Here is a 20,195-nt window from a genome sequence, read left to right on the forward strand (position 1 = left end):
GCGCGCCCCCTTTCCCGCGCCCGCGACGTCTGGATCAGTGCTAGCCGACAACACTGTCAAGGGAGCACGGAAATGGGAAAGATCGTCATCAGCACAAATGCCACTCTCGATGGAGTGGTCCAAGACCCGGACGGTCAGGAAGGCTTCAAGCTGGGCGGTTGGTTCCACCAGTTCGTGGGCAGTAAGGACCTCGAAGACTGGACCGCCGTTGAGACGGAGGAAGCGCTGAGCGCCGAGGCACTACTGCTGGGCAGGCGGAGCTTCGAGTGGTTCGCGGCCCGGACGCCACATATGGACATCCGCGTGAGCCGCGGGTGGGCCGACAGAATGAACAGCCTCCCCAAGTACGTCGTGTCGTCGACGCTCGAGAATCCTGGGTGGAGCAACACCACGGTCCTCAATGGGGATGCGACAAAGGAGATTTCGGAGCTGAAGCGGAAAGTGGACGGTGACATCCTGGTCTACGGCAGCTATCGGCTCGTGCGCACATTGATCGAGCAGAACCTGGCCGACAAACTGCGGCTGGTCGTCTTCCCGGTCGTGCTCGGCACCGGCGTGCGCCTGTTCGACGAGACCCGCGACAAGAAGCCGATGCACCTCATCGACACCCACAAGATCGGTGAGGGGCTCCTCTCCTGCACCTACGAATTCGTCTCTGATTAGGCTGGAAGCTTCCGACAGCAGAAGGGGATCATCGATGACGTTCGTCGCCGCTCCGAACCGCTATGAGGCCATGCGCTACCGCCGCAGCGGACGATCCGGTCTGGATCTGCCGTTGCTCTCGCTCGGCTTCTGGCACAACTTCGGCGACGACCGTCCCTTCGAGACCCAGCGCGAGGTCGCCCTGCATGCGTTCGATCTCGGCATCACTCACTTCGATCTGGCCAATAACTATGGTCCGCCGTACGGTGCTGCCGAGATCAATGCGGGACGTCTACTGCGCGAGGATCTTTCGCGATACCGCGACGAATTGATCATCTCCACCAAGGCGGGTTGGGATATGTGGCCCGGACCGTACGGGCAGGGCGGCGGGTCGCGGAAGTATGTGCTGGCCTCGCTCGATCAGTCGCTCACCCGGCTCGGGCTGGATTACGTCGATATCTTCTACTCGCACCGATTCGACCCGACGACGCCGCTCGAGGAGACCGCTGCCGCGCTGGATACCGCTGTGCGGCAAGGCAAAGCGCTCTATGTCGGCATCTCCTCGTACACCGCTGCGGATTCGGCGACCATGGCGCGGTTGTTGCGCGAACTGGGTACGCCGCTGCTCATCCACCAGCCCTCGTATTCGATGCTCAATCGCTGGATCGAAACCGATGGGCTGCTCGATACCGCCGACGAGCACGGGTTCGGCGTCATCGGCTTCACCGCGCTCGCGCAGGGCATGCTCACCGGCAAGTATCTCGACGGTGTGCCCGAGGGATCCCGTGCCACCCAAGGCAAGTCGTTCCAGACCGAGCTGCTCACCACCGAGATGATCGAACGTCTGCGTGAGCTGAACACCATCGCGGGACGGCGCGGGCAGACCCTGGCCCAACTGGCCCTGGCCTGGGCGCTGCGCGATCAGCGGGTCACCTCGCTGGTAGTCGGCGCATCCTCGACCGAGCAGCTGGACCAGAACGTGGGCGCGCTCGACAATCTCGACTTCGACGCGGCCGAACTCGCCGAGATCGACGGTCTGCTGAAGAACGATGGAGCCGTCGATCTCTGGCGCGACGCCCGCCTGGGCGCGCTCTAACCCGCTCGAACGTCAAACATTCGACATCTGACGAGTCCGCGAATCCGACGCCGGGCAGATGGCGGCGAGCAACCCGACCCCCGCGATGGGCAGCAGGCCGAGGTTCACCGCGGGCAGCAGCACGCTGGCCAGAGCGACCACCGGACTCCACCACGGCAACCGCCGCGCCCGCACCAGCAGCGCCGTCAGCACCACCAGGCCGAGGAAGAACAGCTGCGGCCCCACCGAATAGATCGCCATCCGAATCCCCGGAATAGCCGAGAAGTCATCACTGCGCCTGCTCATATCCACGGCATCATTCGCCTCCGCGGCGAAAACGACATCCGCCCCGAACTGAATGATCGTGGCCGCCAACCCGATCAGCGTGACCGTGACCACCGCATTCCGCACCCCGCCCGAGGGAAGCATCCACCCGAGCCCGACCACCACCGGAATGAACAACCCCAGCCCCAACAACCCGACCAAATGCGCGAACTGCCAATCCAACCCCGGCCCGTACTGCCCGTCAGCCTTCCCGATCAACCTGATCACGCCATACCCGGCAATACACAAAGGTGCGCAAACCAGGAGCGCGCCAAGCGATTTCATACCGTCGATCGTCGCACACCCCCATCCCGCCCCACCTCCGGGCAAACCCTGGTTACCGAGCCACCAGCCAGCAACCACCCCTCACTGCCCATCCTCCTGCCCCGGCGCAAACGGCCACTCCTCAAACCGCCTACACAGCCCGTCCTGCCCGAACCGCAACACCCACAAATCCCGCCACGGCACATCCCGCGCATACTCCACCGCCACCCGAACCACGGCCGTCTCCCCCTCCACCGCAACCACTTCCGACTCCATCACAAACGCCTCATCAGCCCCATCCCGCCCCTCCTCCCAAAACTTCCCCAACTCCCCCAACCCCCGAATCGGCTGAGCCCAAGGCGAAGCGAGGTATTCCACCTCCACCCCGAACAACTCCCCCAGCCCGTCGGTCCCCTCCGACCGCCAAGCCCGCTCATATCCCGCAACCCACGCCTCAACAGCATTCCGGTCCATCCCCCGAACCTACAACGCCGCCCACCGCAGTCCGGGCTCGTGCGCCCACGGCCAATGGCCTTACAGCCCGGTAGTCCGGCTGACCCACTGACTATCCGGGAAGCAGTCGTCCGGTGAAGCCGGCATCCACAAGCCGCGAGTACGCCTGACGAACGTCATCCGGAACCTGCTGCCGAATCGCCCAGTCACGGGCCGGATACACCCAGAGGCGTTGAATTTCGCCGACAAGCGAGATGATGACACGGTCGGTGTCACCGATGTCAGCAATGTACTGATCCAGGGGCAGCGGCCGCGAACTGCATACGACATCGACTGCGGGCCAGCGCTTTCGGCAAATCGCATAGCTGCGGCGCTGCTGATAGGGACGGCAGATCAGCATCACCGACTCGATCTCGCGGCCTACGACATCTTCCAGCAGCTTCCGGGTGAAGTCGATGTTCTCACCGGTATTCGTTGCCCGAGGCTCGACAAGTATCGCGCGATCCGGGACCCCGAGTTCGATTGCGAGCTCCCGAAAGTGCACCGCCTCCCCACGCGGAAACCGTTCCACAGTGAATGGTCCATGCGCACCGGTAAAGACAATCAGCGGAAACATGCCTCGGCGGTACAGGTCGGCCGCATACGAGGCAACCCCCAGATCGTGGCTGCCCAGCCCTACCGCGACGTCCACGGGGCGCACCTCATGGTGCATCTGCGTGTAATCCCAAAGGACCTCGACCTCAGCACGAAACTCCTCCGGCAGCAGCGCAGACGTCATGCGACGCATCCTCCTCTTCCCAGTCGTCACCTGCGCTGCTAGCCTCGAACTAGAATTGGTTTCAGTTTTGGAGAGGTGGGTTTGATGACCTCGATGTTGAGCTTGGGGGCGGAATCCGAGGATGGGCGGCAGGCTCCTACGGCGATGGTGGAGCGGATAACGCTGATCATGGATTTGTTCGAGCGGCCGCATACGGTGCGGACGTTGGAGCAGGTGGCTCAGCGGACCAATCTGCCTCGGTCCAGTACCTATCGGATACTCGAGCAGTTGACTCGGCAGCGGTGGATCGATCGGACTGCTACCGGGTATCGGCTGGGTGAGCGGTCACTCGGGCTTGGGGGGCGGGAGATTGGGCATAGTGCGTTGCGGGCTGCGGCCGCGCCGGTTTTGCTGGATTTGAGTCTGCGGACGAATCTTGTAGTGCACCTTGCGGTTTTGGATGGGGCTGAGGTTTATTACCTCGACAAGGTGGGTGGGCGGTCGGCTGTTGATGTGCCGTCACGAGTTGGGGGGCGGGCGCCTGCGCACTGCACGGCGCTGGGGAAGGCGATACTTGCTTGGCTGCCTGCGGAGCGTATCGATCTCGAGTACGCGGACGGGATTCCGCGTAGGACTCCGCGCAGCATTGGTGACCTCGGCGTCTTGCATCGGGCGCTGAACAATATTCGGACCGCCAACGGGCTGGCGTTCGAGCGGGGGGAGTACGCCTCGGGGATCGCTTGTGCCGCTATGGCTTTGCGCAATCCCGAAGGACCGGTGGGTGCCATCTCGGTGGTCGGCGATGCGAATACTCCGCTGGATCGAGTTGCTCCGCTGGTGGCGAAGGCGGCGCGCGCTATTTCCGACGAGTTGCTGGGCGGGCCCGCGGCGCCGAATCGGCCTACGCTGAGAATCGCGAGGCAGGAGCAGGGGAGAGCGGGGACCGGTGGCGCGAATCGCTGAGGCACGCACGCCCGCCGCGCCGGGGTCACGCAGTCAGGCGGCGCGGCGCGAAAAGATTCTGGAGGTGGCGGCGGAGCTCGGGGCTACCGCGGACTTCGACCGGGTGCAGATGCTCGATGTGGCGAAGAACGCCGGGGTTGCCATCGGCACTCTGTATCGGTATTTCCCTTCCAAGACACAGCTTTTCGCCGGAGTCTTCGAGGCTCAGATCGTGCACTTCGCACATCGTGAATGGACCCGCGAGGACGCCGATCCGGTGACCGCCGTCGGCGAGAACCTGGTCCGACTGAATCGGCAACTGCTGCGTACCCCGCTGCTGTGCTCCTCCATGCTGCGCGCCACCGCGGGCAACTATATGGCCGACGCCCCGGACAATCCCAGCTGGCTCGGAGCTGAAGCCGCACTGCCGCAAGCAATTTGGAACACCCTCGGCAATCCGGTACCCGACGAGCAAGACCACAGCGCCATCCGGCTGCTCGTCTACAGCTGGTGGGGCGTACTGGTCTCGACCCTCAGCGGCTGGGTGCCGGGCACGCGCGCCGACGAGGATATGCGCGTGGCCACCCGGCTCATCCTCGCGCGATACGCGCGCTGACCCGCGAACCGGCGTTTCGATCAGCGGGAATCCCACTCGTAGCCAGGCAATTCGCGCCCTAGCGTCGAATCAGTCGCATCGCACGGTGCGGCATCAGCTCTCAGTTTCGGAGGTGCGGACATGTCGCACGAGGTTGTTCGCCGGGTAGCGGAAATCGCCGACCGGCTGGCGGCGACCGCCGAGGAGACCGAACGCCTGGGCAAGCTCTCCGACGAAAGCGTCAAGCTCATGCGCCAGGCCGGTGTGATGCGGCTCTTGCAGCCCACCGACTTCGGCGGCTACGCCGCGCACCCGCGCGATTTCGCCGAGGCCGTCATGGCGGTCTCCGCCCGCTGCGGATCCACCGGCTGGGTCACCGGCGTCGGCGGCGTGCACCCCTGGGAAATGGCGCTCATGGACCGCACACTCCAGACCGAAGTGTGGGGCGAGAACCCGGACACCTGGATCGCCTCCCCCTACGCCGCCCAGGGGGTCGCCACCCCGGCCGACGGCGGATACATCCTGAACGGCCACTGGAGCTTCTCCTCCGGCACCGATCACTGCGACTGGATCTTCCTCGGCGCACTGGTCGGCGACGCCGAGGGCAAGCCCGTCATGCCGCCCAAGGCACTGCATGTGGTGCTGCCGCGCAAGGATTACACGATCGTCGACGACTCGTGGGACGTGATCGGCCTGTGCGGAACGGGAAGCAAGGACATCCTCGTCAAGGGCGCGTTCATCCCCACCTACCGGACCATCGACTCCGCCGAGGTCGCGGAGGGCGAGATCGCCGCCGAACGCGCCGGGCGTACCGAAACCGTCTACAAGCTCCCGTTCTGGGCCATGTTCCCGCTCGGCATCACCGCCGCGGTGGTCGGCATTGCCGAGGGCGCCCTGGCCGCGCACCTGGACTATCAGCGCGACCGAGTCACCGCCATGGGCACCAAGATCAAGGACGACCCGTACGTGCTGTCCGCGATCTCGGAGGCAGCCGCCGAGATCTCCGCCTCCCGCATCCAACTCCTGGACGGCGTGAGCCGGCTCTACGATCTCGCCGATACGGGACAACCGATCACCTTCGAAGACCGATCCATGGTGCGGCGCAATCAGGTTCGCTGCGCCTGGCGAGCCGTCGCCGCGGTCGACGAGATCTTCGCCCGCTCCGGCGGCAATGCGGTGCGCAAGCAGAATGTCATGCAACGCTTCTGGCGCGATGCCCACGTCGGCCTGCAACACGCCATCCACACGCCGGGCTCGCTCTACCATTCGGCGGCGCTGACCTCGATGGGAGTCGAACCTCAGGGGATGCTGCGCGCCATGATCTGAGCGACAGTCGGTGGCGCGGGCAAGACACTGCACGTAGGTTCTCCGGTATGCGGATCGGACAACCAAGTCGCACTGCCCTCGCCACCGCCTACGCCCGCGCGTATCACCAAATCGCCAATGAGCCACGCATTTTCACCGATCCGATGGCCATCCGGATCGCCGGTGCGAGCCCCGAGAAGCTCATTGACATGGACGCCAACACGCTGACCGACCCGGGCGCGGCCGCGATTCAATACCGGCGGCGACTGTTCGTGGCCGCACGCGCCCGCTTCGCCGACGACACCATTGCCGAAGCGGTCGCCGCGGGCGCACGGCAGGTGGTGGTACTTGGCGCCGGGCTCGACACCTTCGCGTACCGCAATCCGTACCCCGGCGTCCGGGTATTCGAGGTCGACCATCCGGACACGCAAGCCTGGAAGCGGGACCGGCTCGAAACGGCGGGCATCCCCCTCCCGGATTCGCTGACCTTCACCCCCGTGGACTTCGAAACTCAAACCCTCGCAGCGGGATTGAGCGCCGTGGGCTTCGATCGCGACCAGCCCGCGGTCTTCGTCTGGCTCGGCGTCGTCATGTACCTGACCGAGCAAACCGTCCTCGACACCCTCCGCTTCATCGCCGACCAGGCCGCCCCGACCCGAGTCGTCTTCGACTACCTGTGTCCGGCCGACCCCGACTCCCCCGCCGAGATCGAATTCCTGCGCGAACGCTCAGCCCGCGTGGCCGCCCTGGGCGAGCCCTGGCTGTGCTTCCTCACCCCCGTACAAATCGAATCCGATTTGCGCACACTGGGTTTCAATTCGATCGAAGATCTGGACAGTCTCGCGCTGATCCAGCACTACGCCGGAATCCCCGCACCGACCTCCACCCTCAACCCGCCGCACGTACTGCGCGCCGGAAGGACGACGGCCGCACCGACTCAGTAGCCTCGCCCGAGATTCGCTCTCCACTCGGCCGTCGGAATCGAATCGTTCATCCGGCTGGTCGACGTCGGCGGGTGTGCACCGACGACGCGCCGAACCTCGACCCGCCGGGCAATCACACCTGACCAGCGGTTATGTTGGCTGGACACTGCCGAAACCGGGCGACCGGCAGGCGGCGCAGACAATGCGAGGGGAGCCGATGTGGATGGATCTACGCTGGCCTGGGTGATTATGGCGATCGCCTTGACACTCGCGCCCGTCACCCTGATGACGATCCGGCTCGTCAAGATCAAGCGGCACGGGATCGGGGGCGGCGAGTTCAATCATCCGTTCGCCACCGCTGGATATGGCGGTGTACTCCCTGGCTCGGTCATGCAGGAAGACTTCGGCGACACCACGACCTCCCACACCGAGATAGTCGCGGCACAGGAGCTGGTCGCCGCACAGCAGCGCAAGCGTCGGGTCAACGTTCCGTTGACGACCAAGAAGTCCGGCACGACTCCGAGCGAAACCGAAGACACCGAGAAGTAGCGACCGGGCTTCGGTCAGCGGACGATGTGGATGGGGCGCGAACCGGTGGTGGCTATGACGGTAGAGCCTTGGGAGAGGGTGGCTGTGAGGCTTCCGCCGGAATCGGTGGGCAGTATGCGGCCGGGGGCGACAAGGTTGCCTGACCAGGTGTGTGCGGATCCGTCGCAGTCGACCAGGACCGCGCCGTCGAGTTGGATGGCTATCGGGCCGCCGACGCCGCCTTGGAACATCTGCTCCAGGGAGCCGTTCGTGATGTTCACTCCCGCGGTGCCGCCGCCATCGCAGGTGGCCGAACCGCTGACGGTCAAGGTCGAGACGTTGTAGACCACGGTGGAATCGACCGCGATCGATGCCGCTGATTTCGCGAATGCGGGAGCGGCGAGAATTACTGAACAGCAGGCCGCCGCCACGAGAACGAGCGGACCCGGGTGAAACCGACTGTCGATCATGGCAGTCCTCCTTTTTCGGCAATTTCTTGCAGACGCACGAGCGTCTTCTGGAGGCCGTCCAGGGCTAAATTGTCGCGCGGGCGGCCGAGGGGACCTGTCCATCGAAGCAGTTTCATCAGCGGTGCGGAATAGGGCCAGTCCCGATATTCGGTGACACGTGTCCCGCCGTCGCATGGTTCGAATAGATAGCCCCACCGCGCGCCGATGAGATAGACATCGAATTCGAATCGCCGCCCCCGGTCGGCAACCGTCACCTGGCAGGGAGTCGCCCAGACGACCGGGCCACGACGGTTGAAACCGATGAAGTAGGCACCGGCAACCGGCCCGCTCGCTCCCCCGATCCACCGGCCGCCACGATTTTCCGGACTCCATCGACCCATCTGGGTGATATCGCTGACGAGGTCATAAAGCCGTTCGGGCGGGGCGGCAATAATCCGCGAACTGCGATCCTGTTGCCCTGCTTCGTATTTCGTGCGCTCGATACCGGGGTTGAGTCGGAAGGTATTGAGCACGGTCGAAATTGTCCCAGACACTATTCGAGTGTAGCGCTACGCACCGCCGCCGGACCCTCGATCTTGCGAGGCGGAGTGAGATCGGCGATCACGACGGCATCGCCGCCCTGCTGTTTCGCCTGATACATCGCCCGGTCGGCGGAACGGACGAGCTCCCAGACCCCCTGTTGATCGCGGGGCCGATCGCCGATCACCTCCCGATCGACAATCGCCAGGCCGATGCTGGCCGTGACCGAGATCGAGCCGATCGGCTCGGCGATGACACGACGCAGGCGATCGGCCGCGTCGACGGCCGCCGCGATCGGCAGGCGGACGATGATCGCGAACTCCTCACCACCGAACCGGGACACAATGCCACCGGCGGGCGCGTTCCGACGCAATCGATCCGCGGTGCGCACCAGGACCTCGTCACCGGCGGCGTGACCGAAGGTGTCATTGACGGTTTTGAACCGGTCCAGGTCGATCATCAGGACACCGATCGGCAGCGGCGAGGGACGCGAGAGCAGGATCGCCGTGTGGTAGTCGAGGCCGCGCCTGCTCAGCAGTTGCGTCAGCGGGTCCGAGAGCATTTCGCAGCGCAGCACCCAGTAACAGAACTGCAATCCCGGAGGCACGACCACGGCCGCCGCCATCCCCATGATCATGATCAGCGCCGAGGTGATGTCCCCGCTGCCGAAGAGCGGCGCGGCCAGCAGTCCCGCCGAAGCCAGCGACCACATAGTCTGCACGGCAAGGGTTTTCGGACTTTGGAAGGCGCTGACGTACACACCTACGATCAAGAGCAGCATCATCCCGACCGACCGGACCACATACCCGGGACTCAATGCGCACACCGCGGTGATGCTGATATCGGCAGCCGCGATCAGCAGCAGCGATTCCGACTCGGCGGGCCAGGGCAGCACCCACCAGCGCACACCCCACAGCGCGCCCGCGCCGATGAGCAGCCACAGGACTCCCCTGCCCAGCAGGCCGTCCGGTCCCGCCGGAGACAATACGGTCAGCAGTCCGATGATCGGCGCGGCCAGGCCACACAATCCGATCGCGATCTTCAAGACTCCGAGCGCCGAGCGGGACGCGATGGCGTCGACCACCCAGTTGTAGTCGACGTCCTCACGCCACCAATCCCGCAGCAATCGCAGATCAACTCGCATGTACCGCCCCTCGACTCCGGACGAACCTCACATTGTCGAGCCGCACCCCGCCGTTCACCCCCGCGTTCGGCCGGTCAACGCAGTCTATTCAGGCACGATGCGGCCTTCGCATGACTGTAAGCCATGTCATAAGGCATTCGGTCGTTATCGGCACCGGGTACATTTCTCCGGACAAAGGCGCGCCCGGATCGGGTTCGCGGGGAGGAAGTGCGGCGCGGCAATCGCCCGCGATCCGCACATAATTCAGGAGATTTCACCAATGCCGTACGCCGCCGTAGCACTGATCACGCTGGGCCTGTGGATCTATTGCCTGATCGACATCATCACCTGTCCGGAGGGCGGGGTCCGGCACCTGCCGAAGGGCGGCTGGTTGCTGATCGTCATTCTGGTGCCGACCGTGGGCGCGCTGCTGTGGCTGATCCTCGGCCGCCCGATCGCCGAGACCCGCCCTCGGTCCACGACGAGCTATTCCGAATACGACCGTCCGGGCCGCTACGTCCCCGCGGATCCGGCCGCGGACGAAGCGTTCTTGCGCGGACTCCGGGAGCGCGCCGAAATGCAGCGCGCCGAAGCGCGACGCCAGGAGGCGGCGCGCCAGCAGGAAATCGATCGCCGTCGCGAAAGCGGCGAGCAGGTTTGACGCTGAACACTCAGGGCCGCAAGTGAACTGACCTCGGTCACTCGGGCGATCGGCGCAGTTTGGCGGCCAGCCACAGCACCACGCCGTAACTGAACGCCGCATCCGCGTTGGATACCAGCGCGGAGGACGGAAAAATGATCGCGTGCCGCAGTCCGGCGTCGGCCAGGGCGCGCACGCGGGCCAGGATCTCGGTGGGTGTGCCGATGATCAGCCAGTCGTGCAGGACCTCATCCGGAACCTCGGCGATCGCCTCCCGCACCTCGGCCGCACTCAGCTGGTGGGGCATGAGATCGATCAGGCCCCGGAAGTTCTCTCCGAGTGGATGTTTCGCGCCATTGCGCGCCCATACTTCGGCCGAGGCGAACAGGCCCAGATAGCGGACCGCCGGTGCGCGGAGCAGTCGGCGGATCCCCGACTGGGTGCGGGCGGTGAGAATCTGGACCATCTGAGCGGGGACGATAGCCTCGGGATCGCGTCCGGCCGCGAGCGCGGATTTGCGGACCAGGTCCAGCCTGCGCTCGTACTCCCCCGGCGTCACCGGCTCCCACGGATACCACCCGTCGGCGTAGCGCCCGGTCAGCTCCAGCATGCGCGGACCGTGCGCGCCGATCCAGATTTGCGGCATGCGATCGGCCGGGACGGTCAAATCCAGTGGGGCCCTGTCGATCTGGTAGTAGCGGCCGGTGAATTCGATCGGCTCCGTCGAGGTCAGGCAGGCGCGAATCACCTGTAGGGCCTCCTCCAAGCGATCCACCGGACGATTCCAGGTGAAGCCATACGGGTCGAGGTTCTCCCGCTCGCCGGAGCCGATACCCAGAATGGGCGGCACCTTGGTCATATGCGCCAGCGTGAGAAACGTCTGCGCCAGCAACACCGGATGGCGACGATGCGGATCCGTCACGCCGACCCCCAACTGCACCCGCCCCGCCCCGGCGGCCAAATGCGCCAGCACCGGAGCGTAATCGAACTGCTCGTCCGGGCTGCGAAGCGTCTTGGCTTGCGGCGTGAAATCGCTGTCCCACACCGAACGCGGGAACACCCCGATCAAATGATCCGGCGTCAATATCGAATCCAGCCGCCCCAACCGTGCCATCCGCACCGCGAAGCGCGCCGCCCCGAGCGGCGGATTCACCCCGGCGAGCGTCCCCACCGAAAACGATCTCTGATCACGCGAGTCCGACACGGGGTCTCCTCTCGACCAAAACACCAGAGTCGGTGCCGCACCGATTATCTCGTCGAACCCGCCGCCGTGTCCGGCGAACGCGCGTCATCCCCGCGCCCAGAGACAAGCCCTACGCCGCACCCGCCCTGCGTTGTTCGGTTTCCAGTGCTGGGAGGCGGGCAGCGCGCAGGATCAGTGTGGGGGCTCCGGGCGATATGCGCTGTGGATGCCGCCGGGCGAAGGGGGGAGTTGCCCGGCGACATCGACATCAGCGGTGGCTACTGACCCGACTAGGGGTAGAACACGCCGCCGAGTGGGGCGACAGCCTCGGGGGGATAAGGATGTCGGCCCCATAGTCGATCCTACTGGGAGACACCCCTGAACACGCAACTCCATTATCGCGCGCGAAATCGTTTGAACCACAACGTAGCTGACGAAGCAGGGAGCTCACCGACCATACGGGTTGCCATCCCGCACGCGGCCGCGCCTCGAGCCTCCCTGACGAGATTCATCGGGCTCACCTTCGAGGCGAAACCCCTTCCCGCCCAAACAGTATTCGATCTGTTCTCACAGTGGGTTGGGCTGTCCGAGTGGCGCATCGCAGAACGCTCCGCCGATATATTCGGGAACCATGCCGGGCGGCACGTCGGCGGCGAATCGTTCGGCGTCATCGAGGCTCCGGTAGCCGATCTCCTCGGCCTCGCGCAGTGAGACGATGGCGCGGGTATTGGCCGAAACGCCCCACAGCACGCGGTAGCCGGGCTTTTCGGTGGCCAGGCAGGCCTCGAGCAGGCGGGCGCAATCGTCGGGCGAAAGCCAGATCGACAGCTGGCGCGGGTCGGTCGGCCGCTCGAAGCAGCTGCCGATGCGCAGACAGGTCACATCCATGCCGAATCGTGAATGGTAGAGGCTGCCGAGTGCTTCGATGGCCGCCTTGCTGACGCCGTAGTAGGTGTCCGGGCGGGGCGCGCTATCGCCGGGCAGGCCGTCCGGTCCGGCCTCGCCGATGCGGCGGAATCCGACCGCGTGATTGCTCGAGGCCAGCACCACGCGCGGAACACCCGCTGCCCGTGCGGCTTCCAGCAGCGTATGGGTGCCGTCGATATTCACTTCGAGAATCCGCTCCCAGGTGTCCTCGCGGCTGATGCCGCCGAGGTGGATCAGCGCGTCCACGTCGCGGCAGGCGGCGGCCATGGCGTCGGCGTCGGTGATCGAGGCGGTCACGATCTCCACCTGTTCACCGGCCACCGCGGGTTCCAGCGGCTGCACGTCCAGCAGGCGCAGCACGCGACCGGTCCGAATGAGGCGCGGCCGCATGAGCTTGCCGACAATGCCCGCCGCACCGGTGATGAGAACGCGTTGCTCCGACACGAGAACTCCTTGTTCGAATTTCGAGAGGAAATAAGAACTTCGCACACAAGAACGCCCGCTATCGATACTTCTTGGGCATAGGACGATGCCTCATTGATGTTGGACCGATATCGGAACCGGCCCTAGCCTGCAATTCATGCTGCCGATGACCACGAAGTTTCCGACCATCACCGATGTGCGGCTGACCCCGATTCTGATCGCGGATCCGCCGCTCTTGAACCGGTCGGGCGTGCATCAGCCGTTCACGCCGCGTCTGATCGTGGAGGTGGAGACCGACGGCGGTGTGTGCGGGCTCGGTGAAACATACGGTGACACGGTCTATTTGGCGCGTGCGGCGGAACTCTCCCGCGAGCTGGTCGGCACCTCGATCGGTGCGGTCAACGCGCTCGGGCGGAGGGGGCGGACCGCCACCACTCTTCTCGATGCCACGCCCGCGGCCAGTGGTTTGCGGGGAGCGCTGACCACCGACAAGGTGCGATCGAGTGTCCTCTCGGCATTCGAGGTGGCCATGCTGGACGCGCTGGGACGGCATCTGGGTGTTCCCGTTCATGCCCTGCTCGGCGGCAAGGTGCGTGACACCGTCGAGTATTCGGGGTACCTGTTCTATAAATGGGCGGAGCATCCCGTCGCCGGTGCGCAGGCCGATGACTGGGGCGCGGCCTTGGATCCCGAGGGGGTTGTGCGGCTCGCGCGAAAGTTCGTGGAATACGGAGGGTTCCGGTCCATCAAGCTCAAGGGTGGAGTCATGACGCCCGAGGAGGAGATCGAGGCGATCAAGGCGCTGGCGGTCGAATTTCCCGGTATGCCACTGCGATTGGACCCCAATGGCGCGTGGTCGTTGACAACGTCGCTGCATGTCGCCGAGGAGCTGACCGGTGTTGTCGAATATCTGGAGGATCCCGCCGCCACTGTCGAGGATATGGCGGAGGTGCACCGGCGCACCGGAATTCCGTTGGCCACCAATATGATCGTGACGTCGTTCGATGAAGTGAAACCGGGCCTTCGACCGGAATGCCGTCCAGATCGTGCTGGCCGACCACCACTTCTGGGGCGGCTTGTTCGCCACCCGCGATCTGGCCGCAATCTGCCGCGCCTACGGCAAGGGCCTGTCGATGCACTCCAATACCCACCTCGGGATCAGCCTGGCCGCCATGACCCAGGTGGCCGCCACGGTCGCCCACCTGGAGTACGCCTGCGACACCCACTACCCATGGCAGTCCGAGGACGTCATTACCGATCGGTTCGCCTTCACCGACGGCGCGGTCACCGTCACCGACGACCCCGGCCTCGGCATAGACCTGGATCGGGACTCCCTTGCCCACTTGCACGAACGCTGGAACAACTTGCCGCACTTGCGGGATCGCGATGATATTGCCGCTATGCGTCGGGCTCGGGCAGGGCGATGATCTCGACCCAGTTCGGGTCGCGGCCCAGGAACTGCCGGGCCAGTGGCGTAAGAGCGCCGGTGCCGGGTTCGATGGCGTAGACCGTGAGCGCGTCGGACTGCTGTCCCGCGGCCAGTAGATAGCGGCCGCTCGGGTCGATAGCGAAGCCGCGCGGGCAGGTCTCGGTCGCGGTGTGCCCGAGTGATCGCAGCGCGCCAGTCACGGCGTCGATCTCAAAACCGGTGAGGGTGCTCGAGCGTCGCTCCGAAATGTAGAGGTATTTGCCGTCGGGCGTGCAGCGCAGCTCGGCGGTCCACGGTTCGGAAAGGCCTTCGGGCATGACGGAATACGTGTCGGAGGCAGCGAGACAACCGGTGTCCCGGTCGAATTCGAAGCATCCCACCGTGCCGTCCAGCTCATTGCTCACATAGACGAACCGCCCGCCCGGATGGAACAGCAGATGTCGCGGTCCCGCATCGGGTTTGGTTGCAACGACGGCGGGGCTGTTGGGCGTGGGCCGACCGGTCGCCGGATCGAACAGGAATTGCAGGATCACGTCACCACCAAGCGCTGTCGCGAACAGATACCGATTCGATGGATCGGTGACGATCGAGTGTGCGTGCGGCGGCGTCGGCAGTACCTCGATCGGCATTGAATCGACATGGCCGCCGGGCGCGATCGCATTAACCGAGATGACATTGCCGGTATAGGAAGCCCCGAGCAGGTAGCGACCACCGCGATCGACCGACAAGTAGGCCATGCTGTCGGGCAGCGGCACCGTCCCCGTCGCCCTCAATTCCCCAGTGCCAGGATCGATCTCGAAACACGCGACGGAGTAAGGCACCGACCGCAACGACGCGTACAAGTACCGACGGTCCGGACTGATGACCAACGGCATGACCGCACCCGTGACCGATACCGTCTGCACCGGCCGCACCGAACCGTCCGAATCGAGCCGGAGCACGGAGATTTCCGCGCTACCGGCATTCGACACATAGACGACCGTCGTCACGCCTCGGCTCCCGCGACCCGTGACCGCATATCCAGTTCGATCTGTTCCAGGCTGCGCCCCTTGGTCTCCGGCACGAATCGCCGCACCAGCACGAACAGCACCACACTGACCGAGGCGAAGATCCAGGCCGAATACCCCAGTCCCAGATGGTCGTTCATGACCGGGAACAGGAAGGTGATCGCGAAGGTGGAGGCCCACAGCACGGTGCTGGCGCTGCCCATCCCGATGCCGCGCACTCGCAGCGGGAAGATCTCGGCCATCATCACCCACACCACCGCGCCCCAGCCGAGTTCGTAACCGACCCAGTACAGATTGAGCAGAATCAGCGCCACGATACCGGTGCCGGTGCCCTTGTCCATGCCGAGTACGGCCGCGCCGAGCAGGAACAGTGCCAGTGCCATCAGCACATTGCCGATGAGCAGCAAGGGTTTACGGCCCCAGCGGTCGACCACCAGGAACACCCAGCCGGTGAAGATGACCTTCACCGTGCCCATGATGATGGACGCCAGCAGCGAGTTGGAACTGGTGAGCCCGAGATCCTTGAACATAATGGGCGCGTACAGGTTCACCGCGTTCGTGCCCGCGAACTGCTGTCCGATCGCGAGGATCAGCGCCACGATGAGCGCCGGTCGGGCCCAGGGCGTCAAGAGATCCCGCAATCGGCCCTGCTGGGTGGCATCGAGTTGGATCACCTCGCGGATGCTGTTCAGCTCGGCGTCGATATCGTCATCGCGGTGGGTCTGTTCGAGCACGGTGCGGGCCTCGGCGTCGCGACCGGCCTTGACCAGCCAGCGCGGAGTTTCCGGCATACCGATGAGGCCGAAGAACAGGATGACGGCGGGGACCGCGGCCAGCGCGAACATCAGCCGCCAGTTCTGCGCACCCGAGAGCGCCCAGTCGATGATGTAGGCGATAAGGATGCCGGACACGATCATCAACTGGTTCAGCGTCGACAGTGCACCGCGCACCCGGGTCGGTGCGAGCTCGGACAGGTAGGTCGGCACCGTCGCCGACGAGCATCCGACCGCGATACCGGTAATGAACCGGGCCACCACCAGCATTCCGAAGTTCGGGGCGATGGTGCAGCCGACCACTCCGACGGTGAAGACCGCGGCCGCGACCATGATGGACCGCCGCCGACCCCAGCGGTCCGTGATCCGACCCGCGAATGCCGCGCCGAGAATGGCACCCGCCGCCAGGCAGCCGCCGACCACGCCCTGCGCGACCGAGCCCAGGTGCCAGAGCGGTTTGATGAACAACAGGACTCCGGAGATGACGCCGAGGTCATAGCCGAACAGGATGCCTCCGAGCGCGCCGAAGAAGTAGAGATACGACACGCTGATTCGCCTCGGACGAGCGGGCGCCGTTGCCGATTGCTGCATGAGCTGCTTCCTTCACTGCCGAACAAGTGTGCCCAGGGTCACATGCCCGTATAGCGGAGGCAATACGATCTCCGATTCAATCTCGGTATCAGGTCATGCCTTCATGAATTCCAATGCCGCTGTGGGAGAGCCTTTTCCGGAACGGTCAACGCAGTTCTGCACGGCACGACGGGGATTCGTGTTATGAATCAGGCTCGATACTCACACTGCATCGGCCGATGCTCTATTGATGTTGGACGGGTATCAAAACCTGCCCTAGCCTCCGTAAGCGGGTGACCGATACGAACCGAGGAGGGCCGCATGTTGTCCCTGGAGCAGGTACGCGGTTTCGTCGTGGTCGCCGAGGAGGGCAGTTTTCGCCGCGCGGCGGAACTGCTGCGAATGACCCAGCCGCCATTGAGCCGCCAGATCCAGAAGTTGGAGCGCGATGTCGGGGTGCAATTGCTCGACCGCACCCAGCGGCAGGTGGAACTCACCCCGGCGGGGGCGGTGTTTCTCACGGAGGCCAAACGTCTACTGGCGCTTGCCGAAGCCGCGCCGGGCACAGCACGATTGGTTGCCGCCGGGAATACCGGCACCGTGCGCATTGGGTTCACCGCCACCGCTGGCTTCGGCTTTCTGGGTCATTTCCTGAACCAGATCTCTCAGGCGCTGCCACGGGTGGAACTGGCATTGAGCGAATCGGTGAGTGCTCAGCAGTTCGGCGAATTATCCAGTGGCAAGCTGGATCTCGGGCTTTGCAGGCCGCCCTTCGAACGCACCGAGTTCGAAGGGGTGCTGGTGCATCGCGATCCGCTGGTGCTGGCCGTGCCGGAGCAGCATCGGCTGGGCGCGGGTCCGGTCGGGGTGCGGGATCTCGACGGTGAGCGGTTCCTGGCGTATGCCCCGGGCCCGGCACGGTATTTCGCCGAACTCATGGCGCGGGTACTGGCGGGGGTATCCCACGATGTCGGCGATCAGGTGACCCAGGTGCACACCATGCTCGCGCTGGTCGCCGCCGGGCGCGGGGTGGCGCTGGTGCCGGAGACTGCCAGCCACCTGCATCCCGAGGGTGTCCGCTATCTGCCGCTGACCGCGGTGCGCGAGCGAGCCGAGCTGTATGCGGTCTGGCGTGGGCAGCCGGCCAATCCGGCGCTGCGCCGCGTCGTCAATCTATTGGAGACGTGGCACGACGCCTGACGTCCTGGACGCCGGTGCCATGCAATGTATTCGAGGAGAACACTGTGTCGTCGATATCCGCTGGAGAACTCGGGCCCGTGCTGGGCCGGGGCCTGCTGTCCTTTCCGGTCACACATTTCGACTCGGAGCTGGCCTTCGACGAGGATGCCTATCGCGAGCACATCGACTGGCTGGCTCAGTACGACGTGGCCGGGCTTTTCGCCGCGGGCGGGACCGGTGAGGGCTTCTCGCTGACCTCGGCGGAGATCGATCGGGTGTTGCGCGCGGCGGTCGCCGAGACCGCGGGGCGGGTGCCGGTCATCGCGCCCGCCACCACGGGTACTGCCATTGCCGTGGAACAGGCGCGGGCGGCGGAAGCCGCTGGGGCGCAGGGGATTCTGCTGCTTCCGCCGTATCTGACGGAGGCGGGGCCGGACGGGATGGTCGAACATGTGGCGGCGGTGTGTGCGGCCACGTCACTCGGCGTGATCTTCTACAGCCGTGCCAATGCGGCCTGCGACGACGTGACCGTGGCGCGCATGGCCGATCGCTGCCCCAATCTGATCGGGTTCAAGGATGGGGTCGGCAATATCGAGACCATGACACGCATCTACGCGCGTTTGGGCGACCGGCTCACTTACATAGGTGGACTGCCCACGGCGGAGACGTTCGCGCTCCCGTATACCGAAATGGGGGTCACCACATACTCTTCCGCGATCTTCAACTTCGCACCGGAGTTCGCGCTGTCGTTCTACAAGGCAGTGCGTGCCCATGACCGTGATGAGGTCTATCGCAAGCTGCGCTCGTTCGTCCTGCCGTACCTGGACATTCGCGATCGCAGGCCCGGATACGCGGTGTCGATCATCAAGGCGGGGCTGGCGGCCGCGGGCCGCCCGTCGAGCCGCGTCCGGCCACCGCTGACGGATCTCAGCGCGAGCGAAGTCGCCGAGCTCACCGCGCTCGTCGCCACGATCATATGACGGGCGCTCACGAAATGACTACAAGCACAGCGATTCTGGACCGTATCACCGGTGTCGAGATTTCCTCGGTGCGGCTGCCGCTGCCCACCGGGATCAGCGACGCCAAGGTACTGACCGGACGTCAGCGGCCGATGACCGAGGTCGCGGTGCTGTTCGCCGAGATCAGCACCGAGACCGGGCTGACCGGCATCGGCATCAGCTATGCCAAGCGCGCCGGTGGACCCGGACAGTTCGCGCACGCACGCGAACTCGCGCCGGAACTGCTCGGGCAGGATCCCAGCGATATCGGCCGACTCTGGGACAAGCTGATGTGGGCGGGCGCGTCGGTGGGCCGCGGTGGGCTGGCCGCGCAGGCGATTGCCGCCTTCGATATCGCGCTGTGGGATCTCAAGGCCAAGCGGGCCGGGCTGCCGTTGGCGAAACTGCTTGGTGCATATCGTGATTCGGTGCGGTGCTACAACACCACGGGCGGATTCCTGCACCTGCCCGTCGAGGAGGTACTCGAGCGGGCGGCCACCGCACTGGACAGCGGTATCGGCGGCATCAAGATCAAGGTCGGGCATCCCGACCACGCGGTGGATTTGGCTCGGGTCATCGCGGTGCGGGAGAAGATCGGTGACGCCGTGCCGCTGATGGTGGACGCCAACCAGCAGTGGGATCGGACCACCGCGCGGCGCATGTGCCGGTCCTTCGAGCCGCTGCGGCTGGAATGGATCGAAGAGCCCCTCGATGCACACGATTTCACCGGTCACGCTCACCTGTCCCAGGCTTTCGACACCCCGATCGCGACCGGTGAGATGCTCTCGAGCGTGGCCGAGCACACCGAATTACTCAGGGCCGGAATCGATATCGCGCAACCGGATGCGCCACGGGTGGGCGGCATCACCCGGTTCCTGGAGATCATGTCCCTCGCCGGGCGCGAAAAGCTGATCCTGGCACCGCATTTCCTGATGGAGGTGCACGTGCACCTCGCCGCGGCCTATCCACTCGAGTCCTGGGTGGAGCATTTCGAATGGTTCGATCCGCTCTTCGACGAACGGCTCGACATTCGCGACGGACGCATGCACCTGTCGGGGCGACCCGGTCTGGGCGTGAGCATCAGTGAGCAGGCCCGCGCCTGGACCGTCGACCGCCACCGGATCCGATCCTGAGTATCGATCCCGA

Annotated in this window: 21 protein-coding genes and 1 pseudogene; 12 read left to right on the forward strand and 10 right to left on the reverse strand. The window is 65.1% G+C overall.

Annotated features, from left to right (window positions below; translation table 11 throughout):
* The first annotated feature begins 72 nt into the window (after positions 1-72).
* A complete protein-coding gene (locus AB0N05_RS34740) occupies positions 73-663 on the forward strand; it encodes a dihydrofolate reductase family protein (protein WP_364702074.1) in 591 nt (196 codons plus the stop codon).
* Positions 664-697: 34 nt separating this feature from the next.
* Positions 698-1,738, forward strand: a complete 1,041-nt coding sequence (gene mgrA / locus AB0N05_RS34745) for an L-glyceraldehyde 3-phosphate reductase (RefSeq protein WP_364702077.1) — start codon at positions 698-700, stop codon at positions 1,736-1,738.
* A 12-nt stretch (positions 1,739-1,750) separates the two neighbouring features.
* Here mgrA and AB0N05_RS34750 read toward each other — a convergent pair whose 3' ends face one another.
* From AB0N05_RS34750 to AB0N05_RS34760, 3 genes are all read right to left on the reverse strand, one after another.
* Positions 1,751-2,326 carry a hypothetical protein gene (locus AB0N05_RS34750; protein ID WP_364702080.1) on the reverse strand — a complete coding sequence of 192 codons (576 nt, stop codon included), beginning with the start codon at positions 2,324-2,326 and terminating at the stop codon, positions 1,751-1,753.
* 81 nt (positions 2,327-2,407) lie between these two features.
* Positions 2,408-2,779, reverse strand: a complete 372-nt coding sequence (locus AB0N05_RS34755; RefSeq protein WP_364702083.1) for a nuclear transport factor 2 family protein — start codon at positions 2,777-2,779, stop codon at positions 2,408-2,410.
* 91 nt (positions 2,780-2,870) lie between these two features.
* On the reverse strand, positions 2,871-3,536 hold the full coding sequence (locus AB0N05_RS34760; RefSeq protein WP_364702086.1) for a YdcF family protein: 666 nt from the start codon (positions 3,534-3,536) through the stop codon (positions 2,871-2,873).
* An 84-nt stretch (positions 3,537-3,620) separates the two neighbouring features.
* Here AB0N05_RS34760 and AB0N05_RS34765 point away from each other — a divergent pair, with 84 nt between their 5' ends.
* The 5 genes from AB0N05_RS34765 (at position 3,621) to AB0N05_RS34785 (ending at position 7,829) form a co-directional block, all read left to right on the forward strand.
* Entirely contained in the window at positions 3,621-4,478 is an 858-nt protein-coding gene (locus AB0N05_RS34765; protein WP_364702089.1) for an IclR family transcriptional regulator, read from the forward strand.
* Positions 4,462-5,073, forward strand: a complete 612-nt coding sequence (locus tag AB0N05_RS34770) for a TetR family transcriptional regulator (RefSeq protein WP_364702092.1) — start codon at positions 4,462-4,464, stop codon at positions 5,071-5,073. Before AB0N05_RS34765 ends, AB0N05_RS34770 begins: the two co-directional genes overlap by 17 nt.
* A gap of 120 nt (positions 5,074-5,193) precedes the next feature.
* Complete coding sequence (locus AB0N05_RS34775) at positions 5,194-6,378, forward strand: acyl-CoA dehydrogenase family protein (RefSeq protein WP_364702095.1); 1,185 nt, start codon at positions 5,194-5,196, stop codon at positions 6,376-6,378.
* A 47-nt stretch (positions 6,379-6,425) separates the two neighbouring features.
* The gene (locus AB0N05_RS34780) at positions 6,426-7,301 is read left to right on the forward strand and encodes an SAM-dependent methyltransferase (protein WP_364702098.1); all 876 of its coding nucleotides are present in this window, start codon (positions 6,426-6,428) and stop codon (positions 7,299-7,301) included.
* 222 nt (positions 7,302-7,523) lie between these two features.
* Positions 7,524-7,829 (forward strand): hypothetical protein, encoded by a 306-nt coding sequence (locus AB0N05_RS34785; protein ID WP_364702100.1) that lies wholly within the window; start codon positions 7,524-7,526, stop codon positions 7,827-7,829.
* A gap of 14 nt (positions 7,830-7,843) precedes the next feature.
* Here AB0N05_RS34785 and AB0N05_RS34790 read toward each other — a convergent pair whose 3' ends face one another.
* The 3 genes from AB0N05_RS34790 to AB0N05_RS34800 are packed head-to-tail and all read right to left on the reverse strand — an operon-like array spanning position 7,844 to position 9,941.
* Positions 7,844-8,278 (reverse strand): hypothetical protein, encoded by a 435-nt coding sequence (locus AB0N05_RS34790; RefSeq protein ID WP_364702103.1) that lies wholly within the window; start codon positions 8,276-8,278, stop codon positions 7,844-7,846.
* Positions 8,275-8,790, reverse strand: a complete 516-nt coding sequence (locus tag AB0N05_RS34795) for an SRPBCC family protein (protein ID WP_364702106.1) — start codon at positions 8,788-8,790, stop codon at positions 8,275-8,277. The genes AB0N05_RS34790 and AB0N05_RS34795 overlap by 4 nt, the downstream gene beginning before the upstream one ends.
* A 20-nt stretch (positions 8,791-8,810) precedes the next feature.
* On the reverse strand, positions 8,811-9,941 hold the full coding sequence (locus AB0N05_RS34800) for a GGDEF domain-containing protein (protein ID WP_364702109.1): 1,131 nt from the start codon (positions 9,939-9,941) through the stop codon (positions 8,811-8,813).
* A gap of 259 nt (positions 9,942-10,200) precedes the next feature.
* On the opposite strand from AB0N05_RS34800, the gene AB0N05_RS34805 reads away from it, so the two are divergent.
* Positions 10,201-10,581 (forward strand): PLD nuclease N-terminal domain-containing protein, encoded by a 381-nt coding sequence (locus AB0N05_RS34805; protein WP_364702111.1) that lies wholly within the window; start codon positions 10,201-10,203, stop codon positions 10,579-10,581.
* 37 nt (positions 10,582-10,618) lie between these two features.
* Here AB0N05_RS34805 and AB0N05_RS34810 read toward each other — a convergent pair whose 3' ends face one another.
* Both AB0N05_RS34810 and AB0N05_RS34815 read right to left on the reverse strand, forming a co-directional pair.
* On the reverse strand, positions 10,619-11,764 hold the full coding sequence (locus tag AB0N05_RS34810; RefSeq protein ID WP_364702114.1) for an LLM class flavin-dependent oxidoreductase: 1,146 nt from the start codon (positions 11,762-11,764) through the stop codon (positions 10,619-10,621).
* 546 nt (positions 11,765-12,310) lie between these two features.
* Positions 12,311-13,114, reverse strand: a complete 804-nt coding sequence (locus tag AB0N05_RS34815) for an NAD(P)-dependent oxidoreductase (RefSeq protein ID WP_364702117.1) — start codon at positions 13,112-13,114, stop codon at positions 12,311-12,313.
* A gap of 145 nt (positions 13,115-13,259) precedes the next feature.
* Here AB0N05_RS34815 and AB0N05_RS34820 point away from each other — a divergent pair.
* Positions 13,260-14,520, forward strand: a pseudogene (locus AB0N05_RS34820) (enolase C-terminal domain-like protein).
* On the opposite strand, the gene AB0N05_RS34825 reads toward AB0N05_RS34820, so the two are convergent.
* Complete coding sequence (locus AB0N05_RS34825; RefSeq protein ID WP_364702119.1) at positions 14,492-15,511, reverse strand: beta-propeller fold lactonase family protein; 1,020 nt, start codon at positions 15,509-15,511, stop codon at positions 14,492-14,494. The pseudogene AB0N05_RS34820 and the gene AB0N05_RS34825 sit on opposite strands and share 29 nt — an antisense overlap.
* Positions 15,508-16,893 carry a sugar porter family MFS transporter gene (locus AB0N05_RS34830; protein WP_364702122.1) on the reverse strand — a complete coding sequence of 462 codons (1,386 nt, stop codon included), beginning with the start codon at positions 16,891-16,893 and terminating at the stop codon, positions 15,508-15,510. The genes AB0N05_RS34825 and AB0N05_RS34830 overlap by 4 nt, the downstream gene beginning before the upstream one ends.
* Positions 16,894-17,193: 300 nt before the next feature.
* Here AB0N05_RS34830 and AB0N05_RS34835 point away from each other — a divergent pair, with 300 nt between their 5' ends.
* The 3 genes from AB0N05_RS34835 to AB0N05_RS34845 are packed head-to-tail and all read left to right on the forward strand — an operon-like array spanning position 17,194 to position 20,182.
* A complete protein-coding gene (locus AB0N05_RS34835; RefSeq protein WP_364702125.1) occupies positions 17,194-18,072 on the forward strand; it encodes a LysR substrate-binding domain-containing protein in 879 nt (292 codons plus the stop codon).
* 44 nt (positions 18,073-18,116) lie between these two features.
* Complete coding sequence (gene kdgD / locus AB0N05_RS34840; RefSeq protein ID WP_364702128.1) at positions 18,117-19,031, forward strand: 5-dehydro-4-deoxyglucarate dehydratase; 915 nt, start codon at positions 18,117-18,119, stop codon at positions 19,029-19,031.
* Between the two features lie 14 nt (positions 19,032-19,045).
* Entirely contained in the window at positions 19,046-20,182 is a 1,137-nt protein-coding gene (locus tag AB0N05_RS34845) for a mandelate racemase/muconate lactonizing enzyme family protein (RefSeq protein ID WP_364702131.1), read from the forward strand.
* Positions 20,183-20,195: the final 13 nt, after the last annotated feature.

It is taken from the genome of Nocardia sp. NPDC051030, assembly GCF_040683015.1.
Lineage (GTDB): Bacteria > Actinomycetota > Actinomycetes > Mycobacteriales > Mycobacteriaceae > Nocardia.